This is a genomic window from Pedobacter anseongensis (assembly GCF_037482965.1).
Classification (GTDB): domain Bacteria; phylum Bacteroidota; class Bacteroidia; order Sphingobacteriales; family Sphingobacteriaceae; genus Pedobacter; species Pedobacter anseongensis.
This window is the reverse complement of sequence record NZ_JBBHKB010000003.1, coordinates 188,194-203,864: the sequence shown is the minus strand read 5'-3', so window position 1 is coordinate 203,864 and position 15,671 is coordinate 188,194. Positions and strand designations below refer to the sequence as shown.

Genomic DNA, 15,671 nt, shown 5'->3' with positions numbered 1-15,671 from the left:
TTTTGGTATAAACACATACCGTGCCAATTGGTTTGGAGAAAGTTATTTAGTCTCGTTATTTATTAAACAATAATGACCGCTATGTGTTAGTCTTTTATAACTAATTTTATAGGCAAATTTAAGCGAATGACCATTAGGCCAAATTTTCTGAACAACGATCAACTTCTAGAAATTCTTAATCTTAGCAAAACTCCTACGGCAGTACATATCGGGGAAGATGCAATCATTCAGTATGCTAACAACGCCATGTTATCGGTTTGGGGAAAAGACAGGTCGGTGATGGGTTTAAGCCTAGAACAAGCGCTTCCAGAATTAAAAGGACAGCCTTTTATTGAATTATTTGCTAAGGTTTGGCGAGAGGGATTAACGATTTCGGGAACAGATACTCCCGCCGATATTGTGGTAGATGGGAAATTACAGACTTATTATTTCGATTTCGAATATAAAGCCGTTTACAATGAAGATAACGAAGTATGCTGTATTTTGCACTCTGCTGTTGATGTTACCGAAAGGGTTTTGCATGCTAAGGCAATGCGTTTTGCAAAGGAACTTTCTGATGGATTGGAAAGGGAGCAGGCCTTAAATGAAGAACTCGCCTCGTCTAACGAAGAATTAAATGCCATTAACGAAGAGCTTTCTGAAAGTAGGGAACAGCTAGCAGAATTAAATGCCGATTTAGAATCGAAAGTTCAACTTCGGATAGCTGAAGTTTTAGAAATTAGTAAGCGATTTAACCGTTTGGTTGAGCAAGCTCCTGTTGCGATAAGCGTACTTCGGGGGATGGATTTAACGATTGAAATCGCAAATCCAAAAATTCTTGAAATCTGGGCTAAAGGGGCTGCCGTAATTGGGTTGCCCCTTGTGAAAGCTATGCCAGAACTGGTTGGGCAACCTTTTATTGGTATTTTGCAAGAGGTAATGGTTACGGGCATTCCTTATTATGGAAAGGAAAGTAAGGCATTTGTGCACAGAAATGGGAAATTAACAGAAGGTTATTTTAGCTTTATTTTTCAGCCTCTTAAAGATGGCGATGGCAAAATAAATAGCGTGTTGCAGGTGGTTACAGATGTTACCGAGCAAGTGTTGTCGCGGCTCGAACTTCAGCGAACCAAAAAAATGATGGAAATGGCTATTGATGCCGCCAAGCTTGGTTCGTGGCACATCGATCCGGTAACTAAAAACTTAACTTATAACGATACGTTAGCGCGGCTATATGGGTATAACAATGAGCGTAAAATGACTTTCGATGATGCCATTGGTCAGGTTAGTAAAGAATATGTTGGCCTTTTAAACACAGCGATAGAGCGTGCGCTTACTACGGGTGGAGAGTATGATGTTACCTTTACTCAAAAGCGATTCGACAACGACGAGGTTATCTGGCTTAGATCGTTTGGTAAAGTAAATCTGAGTGATAGTGGTAAACCCGTTTTTTCTGGTTTTGTAATGGATATAACCCAAGCCAAGAAAGAAGAGCAGCGCAAGAACGATTTTATCGGTATCGTAAGCCATGAGCTCAAAACGCCATTAACTTCGCTAAATGGATACCTGCAATTGTTGCAACGAAGAGCAAGAAAGGAAGGAGACGAGCAGGGAAGTGAAATTGCTGGGTCGGCAGTAAAACAATTACAACGAATGAATGCTATGATTAATGGCTTTTTAGATCTTTCTCGATTAGAATCGGGTAAAATGGTGCTTGATAAAACTACATTTCGATTAGATGAGCTGCTTAAAGAGGTTGCTGCCGAATCGGGCATAGTTGATGCTTCTCACGCTATCAAATTTATACAATGCGACCAGATTACAGTTTTTGCCGATCGGGTTAAGATTGGAAGCGTGTTAGCTAATTTATTAAGCAATGCAGTTAAATATTCGCCTAATGCTAAACTGATTAGCGTTAATTGTATAGGTAATGATAAAACGGTGAAATTAAGTGTAAGCGATAAAGGTATTGGTATCGAGGCTAAACACCTTTCTCATTTATTTGATCGTTTTTACCGAGTGGATAGTCGAAATCAAATCTCTGGTTTTGGTATCGGCCTGTATTTAAGTGCCGAAATCATTGCCAGGCATGGAGGCGAAATAGGGGTAGAAAGTGAGTTTGGGAAAGGGTCTACTTTTTATTTTAGTTTACCCTTAGATTAGATTCTTTGCTCTTTATAGTTTTAATAATGTTTTTTGTATCGCCGCTGTTAATTTTTTACCTACGTCTGCCTCTTTTGCGTGTTTTTTCCAATTATTAACGCTTTCTTGTACCTCTTCTATTAATTGATTGGGTTTTTTGATGTTCATTTGTTCGGCAAGAATGAGCAGGTCTTTGCGATTAAAGTGCTCCCTTTTTCCGTTAATGCTTAGCGATTGCCTGCTTACCCAAATGCTACTTGGGCGGTAAGCATGGCAAATATCATAGGCTGGAGAGAGATCCCATAACCCACTTTTATCCATTGTAAAGGCAAAATTTTTGGTATGATCATCACAGTTCCTGGCCATAACGTTAAAAACCATTCGCCTAAAAAGTTGTTCAGCGCGTGGATAGGGAAAGCCAAGTGCACGCATCGTTTGAAAGAGCTCTTCGTAACTATAATCGCCCACATTTTGAAAATCTTTGTGCTCCATTGCGCACCAGGTTTGTACGTGAAGTTTTTCCTTCCCGTCGATGCGGTCGAAACGTTTGGTCATAAAATGTGCCCGGTCGTTTTCTTCTAACAATCTGCTCTCCATCATTTCTATTCCACATGCTATTGCCATGTGGTAATAGGCCATTTCTACTCGCCCATACCCGCTCGATTCACCAAATTGAGTGTCGTGTACACCATCGAATTTAATTAACCATTGCTCAAATCCTTTTGGCGCGGTGGCTTGTCCAGAGCGTACCTCCCCAGTTTTTTCGTTATAAGCAATTAATGCTTTTGCTCTTGCGCCTCCGGCTGATGTACCTACTTTTAAGATATCAGTAAGTGCTTTTTCTTCATTTTCGCTAAGGCTGGTGTAAAATGAACTTCGTTTGTTAAGGATGTCTTGCGCAACCTCGATCAGGCTGCTAATTTCTATTTTTGTGATGTTGTCGGCACTTTTCGGACGTACGGGTTCAAATTCTAACGCACCCATACCCCGGTTGCCAGTAAAGCAAAGCATCTCTACGGGGTGCATGCTGTCAGGTTCTCGTCCGTTTCTGGCCAACCATGTATTAATTAAAGTGTTTCCATAGCGATCGGGCAATACATCGGCCAATAAGCCTGGTAAGCCTTTATACGTTGTTGAACCCACCAATTCTGGGAAATTGAAAATTTGCCCCCTCAATGCGATAGGGAGTTTTATTGGCGATATATCCCAATTATTCGTATAGAAAGAAGGATCGAATTCAAAATTACCCAGTTTTCGTTCATCGTTCCACGAAACCGCACCTACGCGTTTATTCCAAATATTGATGTATGCCGTTTTCATTACCAATTCGATTTTGGTTTATCGGGCACTGTGTTTTTTTTCTCACTGGCGCGTTGGCGTTGCTTTTGCTCGAGGGCGGCGAGTTTTAGTGGACTTACCTGTGGGATGTATTCCATTTCATTCAGTACATGAAGCTTTTTAAGCGCACGAAGTGCTTGTACTAATGAAATAAGATTTACTCGCTTTCCGCTTTCTAATTGAACAAGTGTAGATCTACTCAATCCGGCACTCTCGGCAAGTTCACTTTGCGTTCTGTTTTGCTCGAGGCGATGATTACGAATGTAGTTACCAATTTGCTCGATGTAGAATTTATCGCTTTTTGAATAGGTGATAATGTCTGATTTATCCATCATTAATAGCTATTTATATTTATAATGTTTGTTATTTCATACAAAATTAGCTAAATTATTTATTATTTACAAAAATAAATCAAATGTATGATAAATCGGTCATTATTAATAAAAAATTGACTTAATGATTTATAAGTCGTACAAAATTATTAAATAGCATTTATCTTCTTTAAATACGCGCTATGTTTACTAAGCATTTTTAACCCTTCGGCAGTTCCCATAAGGTTTAATTGTAGTCGAGTTGCATTTATGGTGCTAATTTTATACAACACATTCCAATGATGTATTATTTCTCTCCAGGCATAAAATATCGAGTGCGTAGGGTCGTATATATGTGCCGGTTCGCTCGCTGCCCCATTACATTCAATAACCGAAAAATTTTTCCCTTCATATAAGTCTTCCCACGAATTAAATTTAATGTCTAATCTGCCAAAATAGAATTCCGGTAATTGTTTACAAAGGCTATCGACAACCTTGGTGAGCTGTTCGGTAATTTTAAAACTTACATCGATAAACTTTGCACCCCTACAGTGATTGCCATAAGGTACCAACAGTTTCTGTTCATTTTTTGCAAGTATAGTATCAAGCTCTTTACCATACATACGCTCTAGCGATGAAAGTTGAAGCAAAAATCGCCCTTCCTTTTTTAGTAACCTGGTTATAGTCGAAATCCCATCACCGGTAACGGTTAATAATTCTTTTCCAACTATGCCCGAAATCGTACCCGTTAACTCGCCCGGAATGCGATAATAGAATATTCCTGCTTCGAGCGGATAATCTATAAATTCTTGTACCAAAAAGTCGGTTTTGCTTTTCCTACTATAGGTGACCAAATCGACCAAAGTATTAATTTGCGCTACTTTTACGCCTCTTTCTCCCATATCTGGTTTTGCAATTAAGGGAAATTGAAGGCCCTGTGTATCGATTTTCATTTTTAATTCGGTTGCCGTAATTTCTGCAGGGCATAAAACGGTTTTTGGATAATGTAGTGGTGGAATATGTGCGTACACCTCACTTTTTTTCTCTAGTGCAAATCCCGCATGTTTACGAAGGGGATTGGCTGCACTGAAAAAAAATAAAGACCTTGCTTTAAAGCTAAGATACACCCAGTAAAAATACATTGGAGCATAAAAAACATGCATCGGCCAATACTCCCAATGCAAAGTTCTAATCATTATCATTCGCAAAGTAAGCAGGCGTTTTTCCCAAAAGAATGCTACTGTTTTTTTGGTTAATTGTTGATGATACACCGCATCATTTTTTAAATCGAAATGGCTAAGTCGTGAAACAGACCCTGTAATTTGTATAGATGTGATACTAAAGGTAGAAATCCCATCCTTCCGCTTCATAACCAAATTGTTTTCGGTATCTCCGCTTCCTGCACTTCGATGAAATTCAATTATTTGAGGCGGATGTATATCCGTCTCATTTTTTAACCAATCGGCAAACCATTGAGCACGTTCATTTCGTACCGTTTCATTATACAGTGTGGCAGACGACCATAGGTGTGCTACCTTTTCGTCTTTAGCAAGGAGATGCTTTTGTGAGCCATCCCAACGGCACTCATAGAGTTTAGACCTGCAGAAAATAATGAGCGTAAAGTTCTCAATTTCGCTTAGATCTAGCGCTTCGAAACACCGTAACGGAGCGGGCGATTTAATCACTTCAAGAAAGATTAAGCCTCTGCTCATTCGATAGTTTGCTTGTTTCTCGTGCTTTTCGAATGCACCGTTTAACAAAACTGCCGCATCGCCATTGCTTTTTAAGGCAATCCAGCTACCACCACTCTTGGGGTCTTTCGGATAGGTGAGTTTAAGTTCTCCTAGTTCTTCTACATGCGGAGCAAAGGCTATTGGGCGATTGGTATGCTCATCTCGATTTGAAGTGAGTACAATGCCGGTAGAAAGTGGCAAATAGCTTACTGTGCACATTGTTCTCTATACTTAATTGTAGAAGCGGCCACCCCAAAATCGTCAGGTACTCCTAGTTTTGTACAGCTATGTATTCCCACCCTGATAAGAGCCATATGATGCACAGTATGCTCTAAATTGTACATCAATTCTCTGAAGTAATTGGTGCTAAGCTGCTGTATACTTCCATCGTCGTTCGCATAATCGGCATAGATATTTAGGGTGATGTTTTCCTTGTTAAGTACAGCACTTATTTCCTGTAGTTTTTTAATGGCAGTAACTCGGCAGGTTTGCAGCGAATGATCTCTTTTACGACCATCGTAGTTAATGATGCCAACTTCGTAACCCTTGTTTAACTCAACATAAAACTCTATGATATGCCGAATATGTTGCCCAATGGTCGATTTGGAGAGCAGGGGTACAGGAGCACAAAATTGTTCATCAGATAATGCTGTTAACACCTGCTCCAATTGCAACAATAAATTAGTAATGGAAAAGCGAAGTTGATTAATCATACGCTAATTTTTTTTAAATTGTAATAGCTTCCAATTCATAATCACCAAAAGAAGGCAACTTATAAATACCACTAAAGCCAAAATAAAAAGTTTTCCTGAATCGTTTTGTACTACGATACCTAGCTTAAAGAGATGAGAAAACAGCGCTCCAATCATTAATCCAAGTCCAAGTAAGGCGCCAAAAACTGTAGTCCTAGGCATGAGTATAAGCGCAGCGGCAATGAGTTCGAAAATGCCTGTGGCAATTCTTCCCCAAGGTTCGATACCTATTTGCGTAAAAATATAAATAGAAACGGCAGCACCAGAAAACTTAAAAAATAAAGTTTGCAAGAGTATAATAGCCGCAATTAGCCGTAGAATCCAAATTCCAATATTTTTTTGTTGAGCTGTCATATTCCGATTTGGTTAAGGTTTATCTTTAAGGCCTGGCCATTGAGCATTTGCTTTTTCTATGAATGCAGGCTGATTTTTATTCCACATTTCTTTTACTTTAAGGTTGTAGTTGAAATACAGTTTCCCGTCTGTAACCGTCCAAGTTTCGGTTTGCGTAGGCGCCTTATGTCCGTCGGCCATACCATAGGCACAATATCCTCCATATTGAGGCTCATATTTGCCTGGCGAGGCTTTAAATTTTTTAAGATTCTCTGTCGACGAGAATAGCCAATTTGCTCCTTTGTAGGCAAAAGAGAGGCTGTCGGCTCCCATAACTGGTTTCGATTGGGTAAAAAAGGCAACGGGATCATAGCCTTTAATGGCTTTTCCTGCTGGGGCAAAGATTTCAGATTTTTGTGCCTTTGCACTGCCTATCGCAACTAATAGGTATAAGGTAACGAAGAGAGATTTCATTTTATATAATTTTTGTTTTTATTAATTAAATTTTGTCCAGTTTTGTTCCGCTTTTTGCTTAAGCGAGGCTTCATTTTTATTCCAATCTTTAAGTGTATTGTTAAAATATTTATTGTAGAATAAATACAGTTTCCCATTTACAATCTTAAACGTTTCTGGATCTACAACTACTTTTTCGCCATTTTCGCCCATGGCATAGGCACACCATCCTCCAAATTGTGGTTCATATTTCGAAGGGTTTGCTTTAAACAAATCTCTGTTCTGGGTAGTTGAAAAATAATAGGTAATACCTTCTGTAGTGAAGCTAATTTCTTTCTTTCCTTCCACAGCTTTTTTAGCATTGAAATAAGCTACGGGGTCGTAACCCTCTATGGCTAAAGCCATTTTATCGATGTTAAAGTGCTTTTTCCGCACATTAATTTGAGCATCTGCGAAGCTAAAAGTTAAACTAAAAAGTAAAAAGATGAGGAGTGTTTTCATGTTGTTGTGGTTAGTAATTGTTCATAAGGTGTTAACTTATGGTGTTTTTGCCCATTGGTCGTACCATTGTGTTAGACCTTACAAAATATTTTAAAAAAATAATCATGAAGTTGTAAGGATTTAGGGAATTTCACGACAAACTAATATTATCCTATATTTATGTACAAATAAATATCTCTATGCTAATTGAGTTAAAAGAAAAACACGAGGCAAAGGTGTGCGATCCGAAAACATGGGTACAACGATATTCCGATTATCTTTTTAAATATGCGATTGCCCGTTTTAATGATGAAGAGATAGCAAAAGATTTGGTGCAGGAAACGTTCTTATCTGCATTGAAGGGGCTTGATAAATTTGAAGGTAAAAGCACGGAGAAGACGTGGCTTACGGGTATCTTGAAACATAAAATTATAGATGTATACCGAAGAGAGTATTCTGGTTTACAAAAGACAAAACAAATTTCTGAAACCGAAATGGAAAGTAACGACTTTTTTGAAGCGAGCGATGGACATTGGAAAAGTAATTACGCCCCCAAATTATTTGGTACTGAGCAACAAGACCCTTTAAATCATAAGGAATTTAATCAGACCTTGCAGTTATGCTTTAAAAAGTTACCGGCATTATGGGCTACGGTATTTACCATGAAACATGTTGATGAAGAACCTACCGAAACTATACTGTTAGATTTGAAACTAACGTCGTCGAATTTTTGGGTAATTATACATCGAACAAAATTAAGCTTAAGAGCATGCCTTCAAACACATTGGTTATGAATGCACTAAAAAGAATCACTTATAATTGCAGAAAAGCAACATTTTTAATTGAAAAGAAAAACTGTGGCCGAATCTCTATAAAAGAAGAATTAGAATTGAAATACCACTTAATGGGTTGCTCGGTTTGCCGTATTTTTCAGCAACAAAGCATGTTAATTAATCGAATGGTGAAAAAACAATTCTTTAATGAGACCTCAACATTCGAGCTTGATTCTGATTTTAAAGAAAGGCTATCGAAGCGCATTGCCGACGAGGTTGATGCGAGTAAGGGCATATAGCTAACCAACTAAGAAGTATAACCCAGAATTTTCAGTACTTGTTTAGAATTTTGCTCTTCCCCAAAAACCTCAAAATTAAACGTTTCATCACGATTTCGACGAATAATTACATGTTTCGGGCTAGGTAAAAGGCAATGATGTATACCGCCGTAACCACTTAAAACTTCCTGGTAAGCACCCGTATTAAAGAACCCTAGGTATTGAACTTTACGTGTTTTTGGCATAAATACACTGTTCATGTGCGCTTCCTGATTATAATAATCCTGTCCATCGCAAGTTATGCCACCTAAGTTTACGCGTTCATATTCCGAATCCCAATTGTTAATTGGTAAAAGGATATATTTTTGGTTCAAGGCCCAAACATCGGGTAGGTTGGTGATGAAAGAACCATCGAGCATCAGCCATTTTTCTCGGTCGTTCTGTTGCTTGCGACCTAAGACTTTATATAAAATGCCAGATGCCTCGGCTACCGTATATTTTCCGAACTCCGTGATAATATCGGGCTCAATTACATCATGTTCTGCACAAATTTCCTTAATCCGTTTTACAATTTCGTTTACCATGTACTCGTAATCAAAATCAAAAACCAAACTATCTTTAAATGGCATTCCACCACCAATATCGAGCGTATCTAACTCAGGATTAATCTTTTTGAATTTGCAGTAAAGTGTAACGTATTTTTCTAATTCGTTCCAATAATATGGCGAATCTGTTATTCCAGAATTAATAAAAAAGTGCAATAATTTAACTCTAAAATTAGGGTTTGCAGCGATTTTATTGTTGTAGAAATCGATTACATCTTCCATACGCACCCCTAAACGAGAAGTGTAAAATTGCGAATCAGGTTGTTCCTCTGCAGCGATACGAATGCCTAAGTTGCAAGGCGTATCCATTTCAACCTCATCATCGTAAAGGTTAAACTCTTCTTTGTTATCTAAAACAGGGATGATGTTTTTATACCCATCGTGCAACATGTCGATAATATATTGCTTATACTGATAGGTTTTAAAACCATTGCAAATTACGGTAATGTCTTTGCTTAAGGCACCTTTTTTCTCTAAGGCTTCAATCATCGGCATATCAAATGCGGATGAGGTTTCGAGGTGAATGCCATTTTTAAGGGCCTCTTCTACGATATGGCGAAAGTGCGAACTTTTGGTGCAGTAGCAATATTTGTAATCGCCACGGTAATTATTTTTGATAATAGCAGTTTGGAACAACAGTTTTGCTTGTTGTATCTTTTTACTAATCATTGGTAAATAGGTGAAACGCAATGGTGTACCATAGGTTTCGATCATTTCCATTAAATTTAGATCCTGAAAATATAGCTCATCGTCTATAACGCTATAACCTTCTTGCGGAAAGCCAACACTTAGATCAAGAAATTCGGAGTAACTCTGCATTTATTTCAAAAATATTTTTGCAAAAATGTAATTTTAAATTGAGAATTCAGGGTTAATGATAATTTTTTTACTTGAATAGGTATATTGTGTTTGATAACATACTACAACATATAGGCAAAATTCGATATGAATATTGAGGTTTATGCATAGATATTTGTTTAAAGCAATTATATACGTATCTATAGATGAGAAATTCTTCCAAGGGTTTTATCCCCGTAATGCTCACCCCATTTTCGAGCAATGGAAATATCGATTTTGCTGCACTAAGTCAGCTAACCGAAGTTTATTTACAAGCAGGAGCAGCAGGTTTATTTGCAAATTGCTTATCGAGCGAAATGTTCGAATTAAATGATACAGAACGAATTGAAGCCATTAAGCATGTAATTAATGTAGTTGCAGGCGAAGTACCTGTAATTGCGACCGGAACCTTTGGTGGAGCTATTTCTAAGCAAGCCGATTTTGTTAAAAAAGTTAACGATACTGGAGTCCAGGCTGTAATTGCCATCACAAGCTTATTGGCGCATGAACAGGATAACGACGAAATTTTAAACGCAAATGTAGTTGAACTGCTAAAGCAAACCGATAGCATTCCAATTGGGTTTTATGAATGCCCTGTGCCCTACAAAAGGGTGCTAAAACCTCAACAATTACAGCAATTTGTAGAAACTGGAAGGGTAATATATCATAAAGACACCAGTTTAAACCTTAGTGAGGTTAAAGAAAAAATCAGCTTAACTAAACGATATTCATTTGGTTTATATGATGCGTACATGGGCCATGCTGTCGATTCTTTGAAAGCCGGATCTGCAGGTTTGTCGTGCATTCAAGGTAATTATTTTCCCGAATTAATTGTTTGGCTATGCGATCATTATAACGATACCGCACTGGCGGATGAAGTGAATACGGTTCAACAGTTTCTCATCGATAATATGGAGGTGATGCACAATGTTTATCCAATGGTTTCAAAGTATTTTCTTCAAAAAAGAGGATTAAATATCTCTACATTTACCCGAAGGGAAGTCGGTTCCTTTACTCCTTCGATTGTAAAAGAAGTAGAAAATTTGTTTACTGATTATAAGATGCTCTTAAATGATTTTGATATAAAGGTTTTTATTTAGGTTTAGCGCCAATTATGCTTCTAATTGCACAACATAAAATCTTAGACTATATAAAAAAACACCCTGAATCAAGGGTAGCTTTACTGTTATGGCTTCGAAGCTATCCTTCACGACCGTTTGTAGGTATGGATCAACCTCATCAATTGTATAGAAGTTGGCCTAGGTCGCATGGAACTGCATCCAGCGATGGTTACCAAATTGAATATCAAATTAATCTCTCAGCAAAAGTTCAGTTAATTACATGGGTGGGTTCAGTGGCAGAACATGAAGAAAAATTTAGATTTGAAGTGGAAGCGATAGAGAACTATTACCAAGAACGTGGCATAGCATTAGAAAAGTTTTCCTCAACCTCTTTTTTTACCTTAAAGGGTAGAAAGACGCATAAAAGAGGCAAAACGGTGAACCTATTAAATACTGCGCCAAAAGATAAACTTAAAGCCTTCAATGTGGATGTTACTTTAGCCGATTTTAATTATTTTGCCACAAAAGAAGAATATGAACTCGGATTACAAAATGCGATCAAACTGTTTAATTCTATACCAAATGAGAAAGATTTTGTTGATTTTTCTACCTTACTTCTGAAAATTGATCAGTACGAAAGAAACCAGCTCGAGTGGCCTAAAGCAGAATATTACGAGTTCGTTAAGCTAAGAATGAACTTGTTTAAGTTGACAACGTTTGATTTTAGGGATATCATACCCAATGAAACCGATGTGGAATTGTATTTAGCTGGTAAGCTTACTTTTAAATCAAGTCTTCTTAAACGAATCTACACTCGTGTAGGCTTAAATTTTTTATAGGTATTGTGATGAGCATCAGTTCCTAAATTGATAACGCTCAGACCCGATTACTCCTATAATAGCCAACTTTGAATTATAAAATCATTTGGCTATGGAACCTAAACTAGAAACACAACTCTCGTACGAATTGCAAGAAATGTATCTCGAGAATAAAGAATGGTCGTCGGATATTCTATTCTTGGAAGACGAAATGCGTTTTTTTCAGCAGCTATTTCAAAAATATTTGGAATCGCCAGTTAAACAAGATAATGCTGAGCAAGTAGCTTTTATTAACGCAAGCTTAAATTCGCTTCAAGAACGAAGAAATCATCTAAAAAGCATTTTAGATAAACGCAAGCACGTACTGGAAGCGATGCTTAGAGATGAAATGAGAACGATAACCCTTACATTTATTGAAGAAGACACGGCCATTGTAAATGAAATTAAAGCACTTTTAGCTGCCGATAAAGAAGTTAAACAGGAACTTTTTGCGTTAATCGAGTCTTTAAAATCTAATACTAAAGACGGTGGATCTTCAAGCACCATAGAAAGTAAACGCTATCCTATTCTTTAATTTCAATTTTCCTATGTTTACTCCAAAATACATATCGGCCGAAGAGGCCATGTTGCACGTAAAATCAGGCAACCGTGTGTTTATACATGGTGGTGCAGCAACACCAGTCCCTTTGGTAGAGGCCTTGCAAATGAGGCATCATACACTCACCGACATCGAATTGGTGAGCATTACTACGTTAGGTGATGTTAATTTCGATAACCCTGCACAACAGCAATCGTTCTTTTTCAATTCGCTTTTTGTTTCTAATACCACTAGAAATGTAGTGAATAGCGAAAATGGCGATTATGTTCCTATTTTTTTAAGTCAGATTCCGCAACTCTTCCGAAAAAATATATTGCCTATTGATGTGGCACTCATTCAAGTTTCTCCTCCAGATTTACACGGTTTCTGCTCTTTAGGTACATCTGTCGACATCGCTCGAGCAGTGGTCGATACGGCGAAATTTATTATCGCCCAGGTAAATCCATTAATGCCACGTACCCATGGAGATGGTTTTGTTCACATCGATAAAATTGACGCCCTGGTTTGGTATGATCGGGCCTTGCCAGAAATAGATTATTCGACCACGGTAAATGATGTGGTGAAGAAGATCGGTTTTAATGTTGCTTCTTTAATTGAAGATGGTGCAACCTTACAAATGGGAATAGGAAGCATCCCCGATCAGGTGTTAAAAAACTTAAACAATCATCAAAATTTAGGTATGCACACTGAAATGTTCTCTGATGGTGTTATTCCGTTAATCGAAAATGGCATAATTAACAATAGCCAGAAAAAGTTAAATAAAGGGCGTTCAGTTACCTCATTTATTACCGGAACGCGTAAGCTATACGATTTCGTGAACGATAATCCTGCAATCAGGGTAATGGATATTAGCTATGTTAACGATACGAGCATCATTAGACAAAACCCAAAAGTTACCGCAATTAATAGTGCAATAGAGATTGATTTAACTGGGCAAGTGTGTTCTGATTCAATCGGTACCTATCAATTTTCGGGTATAGGTGGACAAATGGATTTTATCCACGGTGCATCTTTGTCTGAAGGAGGAAAGCCAATTATTGCCATTCCATCTCAAACTAATAAAGGCGTTAGCCGGATAGTACCATTTCTAAAAGAGGGTGCAGGGGTGGTTACTACGCGAGGCCATGTGCATTGGGTAGTAACCGAATACGGCATTGTTAATTTATTTGGCAAAAGTTTAAAGCAACGTGCGCAAGCCCTTATCGGCATTGCCCATCCAAACCATAGAGAGGGGTTGGAAATTTCTTTTTTTGAAAGATTTGGGCATGCCATTAACGCCGTTGGCTTTTAAAATAGTTAAAGCAAACAGAAGGTTAATCCTATTTAATTAGATCATTATGATACCTAAAACAATGAAAGCCGCCGTGCTTCATGCATTTGGCGAGCCCTTACAAATCGAACAGGTAGCCGTAAAAGCACCTGGAGAAAATCAAATCCTCATCAAAGTGGTAACCAGTGGAGTATGCCATACCGATTTACATGCATGTATGGGCGATTGGCCGGTGAAACCGAAATTGCCTTTAATACCTGGTCACGAAGCGGTTGGGTATGTTGTGGCTTTAGGAAAAGGGGTACAGCATGTTAAAGAGGGCGATATTGTTGGTGCTCCGTGGTTATTCAGTGCGTGTGGCTGTTGCGAATTTTGTATTACTGGATGGGAAACGCTATGCGAAAGTCAACAAAATGGAGGATATAGTGTAGATGGGGGGTATGCCGAGTATGTAATTGCCGATGCTAGATACATTGCCAAATTTCCTACCGGAATTAATTTTTTAGAAATGGCGCCCATCACCTGTGCAGGGGTAACGGTTTACAAAGGCTTAAAAGAAACAGAAGCGAAACCGGGCGAATGGGTAGCGATTTCGGGAATCGGCGGATTAGGCCATTTGGCTGTACAATATGCAAAGGCAATGGGACTGCATGTAGCGGCAATCGATGTAGCTGACGAGAAATTGGCGCTCGCTAAAAAACTAGGTGCCGATCTTACAGTGAATGCGATGAATGATGATCCTGGAAATTTTCTAAAAAAGGAAACAGGCGGTATGCATGGCGTTTTGGTTACTGCCGTATCGCCAATTGCATTTAAGCAAGCCCTATCTGCTTTACGAAGAAAAGGTACCATTTCATTAAATGGATTGCCGCCAGGTAGTTTTGATCTGCCAATTTTTGATACCGTACTAAATCGCTATACAGTTAGAGGCTCTATTGTTGGCACCAGAAAAGATATGCAAGAAGCTATTGGTTTTGCTGTAGAAGGAAAAGTGAAAGCTACGGTACACGCTGCAAAATTGGAAGACATCAATGAAGTGCTTGAACAAATGAAAAAAGGTGAAATTGATGGGAGAATTGTGCTTGAGATTTCAAAACCTTAATTCCGTTATCGGATGACGACTTGTGCGTTATCCGATGACGATTAAATTTATTTATTAAATGTGTAATTAAGACTAAACGCAGGTTTATTCTCTATTAAAGTTGGCGCAAGCCTTAGCAAACCTTCTTTTTTGCTTAATATGCGCTTAATATAGGGATAAACTACATACGAGATCTTTGTAGATAACAAGCCAAATCCAGCTCCTGCAATCACATCGCTTAGCCAATGTTTATTGTTATACATCCTTGATACTCCCGTTGCCCCCGCAATTCCATACCCTGCATAACCTATCCATGGAGAGTGCTCCTTAAATTCTTGATGCAATAGTTCTGCGGCTGCAAAAGCTACTGCGGTGTGTCCTGATGGAAATGAAGAATAGCCAGAACCTGAAGGCCTTAATCGGAGTGTAGTTCGCTTTAAAGAAGTAACCGTTACATCGGTAATTATCGCTGAAATTACCATCAGGGCGGTTTGATCGAAAACAGTATGCTTTGCTTTAAGTTTGGTTAAATCTAAGGCATACATTGCCATAATAGGTATAAACTTAGAATAATCATCAATGGTTGAAGCAAATTGAGGATGATCTTCACTCAGTTCTGCTTGCGTACTTAAATCGAGATTTCTGATTCCATTACTACCGAGTGAAAGGAAGCCGTATGAGATTAATACGGTAGGAATAATGTAAGAACTAGGATTTTTTGGGCTAGAGAATTTAGCATGTTTTTCATCCCTATGAAGTGCCGAGTCGGGAACTTGTGCTTTTGCGTTTAAAGTAAGCAATACGAATACGAATACCAAATATCTCATCT

General features: G+C 38.3%; 17 protein-coding genes. 8 read left to right on the top strand and 9 right to left on the bottom strand.

Annotated elements, in window-relative coordinates; all coding sequences use genetic code 11:
* Window positions 1-126 precede the first annotated feature (126 nt).
* A complete protein-coding gene (locus tag WG904_RS11670; RefSeq protein ID WP_339579497.1) occupies window positions 127-2,142 on the top strand; it encodes an ATP-binding protein in 2,016 nt (671 codons plus the stop codon).
* A gap of 12 nt (window positions 2,143-2,154) precedes the next feature.
* On the opposite strand, the gene WG904_RS11665 is transcribed toward WG904_RS11670, so the two are convergent.
* The 7 genes from WG904_RS11665 to WG904_RS11635 form a co-directional block, all read right to left on the bottom strand.
* A complete protein-coding gene (locus WG904_RS11665) occupies window positions 2,155-3,441 on the bottom strand; it encodes a type II toxin-antitoxin system HipA family toxin (RefSeq protein ID WP_339579496.1) in 1,287 nt (428 codons plus the stop codon).
* Window positions 3,441-3,794 carry a helix-turn-helix transcriptional regulator gene (locus WG904_RS11660; RefSeq protein ID WP_339579495.1) on the bottom strand — a complete coding sequence of 118 codons (354 nt, stop codon included), beginning with the start codon at window positions 3,792-3,794 and terminating at the stop codon, window positions 3,441-3,443. The genes WG904_RS11665 and WG904_RS11660 overlap by 1 nt, the downstream gene beginning before the upstream one ends.
* 146 nt (window positions 3,795-3,940) lie before the next feature.
* Window positions 3,941-5,722 (bottom strand): NRDE family protein, encoded by a 1,782-nt coding sequence (locus tag WG904_RS11655; RefSeq protein ID WP_339579494.1) that lies wholly within the window; start codon window positions 5,720-5,722, stop codon window positions 3,941-3,943.
* On the bottom strand, window positions 5,710-6,216 hold the full coding sequence (locus WG904_RS11650) for a hypothetical protein (protein ID WP_339579493.1): 507 nt from the start codon (window positions 6,214-6,216) through the stop codon (window positions 5,710-5,712). Before WG904_RS11650 ends, WG904_RS11655 begins: the two co-directional genes overlap by 13 nt.
* Before the next feature lie 3 nt (window positions 6,217-6,219).
* Complete coding sequence (locus WG904_RS11645; RefSeq protein WP_339579492.1) at window positions 6,220-6,609, bottom strand: hypothetical protein; 390 nt, start codon at window positions 6,607-6,609, stop codon at window positions 6,220-6,222.
* Between the two features lie 12 nt (window positions 6,610-6,621).
* Window positions 6,622-7,062 carry a YHS domain-containing (seleno)protein gene (locus WG904_RS11640; protein ID WP_339579491.1) on the bottom strand — a complete coding sequence of 147 codons (441 nt, stop codon included), beginning with the start codon at window positions 7,060-7,062 and terminating at the stop codon, window positions 6,622-6,624.
* 21 nt (window positions 7,063-7,083) lie between these two features.
* The gene (locus WG904_RS11635) at window positions 7,084-7,542 is read right to left on the bottom strand and encodes a YHS domain-containing (seleno)protein (protein WP_339579490.1); all 459 of its coding nucleotides are present in this window, start codon (window positions 7,540-7,542) and stop codon (window positions 7,084-7,086) included.
* Between the two features lie 179 nt (window positions 7,543-7,721).
* Here WG904_RS11635 and WG904_RS11630 point away from each other — a divergent pair, with 179 nt between their 5' ends.
* Both WG904_RS11630 and WG904_RS11625 read left to right on the top strand, forming a co-directional pair.
* The gene (locus WG904_RS11630) at window positions 7,722-8,315 is read left to right on the top strand and encodes a sigma-70 family RNA polymerase sigma factor (RefSeq protein ID WP_339579489.1); all 594 of its coding nucleotides are present in this window, start codon (window positions 7,722-7,724) and stop codon (window positions 8,313-8,315) included.
* Window positions 8,312-8,593: a hypothetical protein gene (locus WG904_RS11625; protein ID WP_339579488.1), complete on the top strand. Its 282-nt coding sequence runs from the start codon at window positions 8,312-8,314 to the stop codon at window positions 8,591-8,593. Before WG904_RS11630 ends, WG904_RS11625 begins: the two co-directional genes overlap by 4 nt.
* A gap of 8 nt (window positions 8,594-8,601) precedes the next feature.
* Here WG904_RS11625 and WG904_RS11620 read toward each other — a convergent pair whose 3' ends face one another.
* Window positions 8,602-9,996 carry an arginine decarboxylase gene (locus WG904_RS11620; RefSeq protein ID WP_339579487.1) on the bottom strand — a complete coding sequence of 465 codons (1,395 nt, stop codon included), beginning with the start codon at window positions 9,994-9,996 and terminating at the stop codon, window positions 8,602-8,604.
* Between the two features lie 185 nt (window positions 9,997-10,181).
* On the opposite strand from WG904_RS11620, the gene WG904_RS11615 reads away from it, so the two are divergent.
* The 5 genes from WG904_RS11615 (at window position 10,182) to adhP (ending at window position 14,863) form a co-directional block, all read left to right on the top strand.
* Window positions 10,182-11,114, top strand: a complete 933-nt coding sequence (locus WG904_RS11615) for a dihydrodipicolinate synthase family protein (protein WP_339579486.1) — start codon at window positions 10,182-10,184, stop codon at window positions 11,112-11,114.
* Between the two features lie 14 nt (window positions 11,115-11,128).
* On the top strand, window positions 11,129-11,914 hold the full coding sequence (locus tag WG904_RS11610; protein ID WP_339579485.1) for a hypothetical protein: 786 nt from the start codon (window positions 11,129-11,131) through the stop codon (window positions 11,912-11,914).
* A gap of 91 nt (window positions 11,915-12,005) precedes the next feature.
* On the top strand, window positions 12,006-12,467 hold the full coding sequence (locus WG904_RS11605) for a hypothetical protein (RefSeq protein ID WP_339579484.1): 462 nt from the start codon (window positions 12,006-12,008) through the stop codon (window positions 12,465-12,467).
* Between the two features lie 13 nt (window positions 12,468-12,480).
* Window positions 12,481-13,782 carry an acetyl-CoA hydrolase/transferase family protein gene (locus WG904_RS11600; RefSeq protein ID WP_339579483.1) on the top strand — a complete coding sequence of 434 codons (1,302 nt, stop codon included), beginning with the start codon at window positions 12,481-12,483 and terminating at the stop codon, window positions 13,780-13,782.
* A 46-nt stretch (window positions 13,783-13,828) separates the two neighbouring features.
* Window positions 13,829-14,863 (top strand): alcohol dehydrogenase AdhP, encoded by a 1,035-nt coding sequence (gene adhP, locus WG904_RS11595; protein WP_339579482.1) that lies wholly within the window; start codon window positions 13,829-13,831, stop codon window positions 14,861-14,863.
* A gap of 47 nt (window positions 14,864-14,910) precedes the next feature.
* Here adhP and WG904_RS11590 read toward each other — a convergent pair whose 3' ends face one another.
* A complete protein-coding gene (locus WG904_RS11590; protein WP_339579481.1) occupies window positions 14,911-15,669 on the bottom strand; it encodes a phosphatase PAP2 family protein in 759 nt (252 codons plus the stop codon).
* Between the last annotated feature and the right edge of the window lie 2 nt (window positions 15,670-15,671).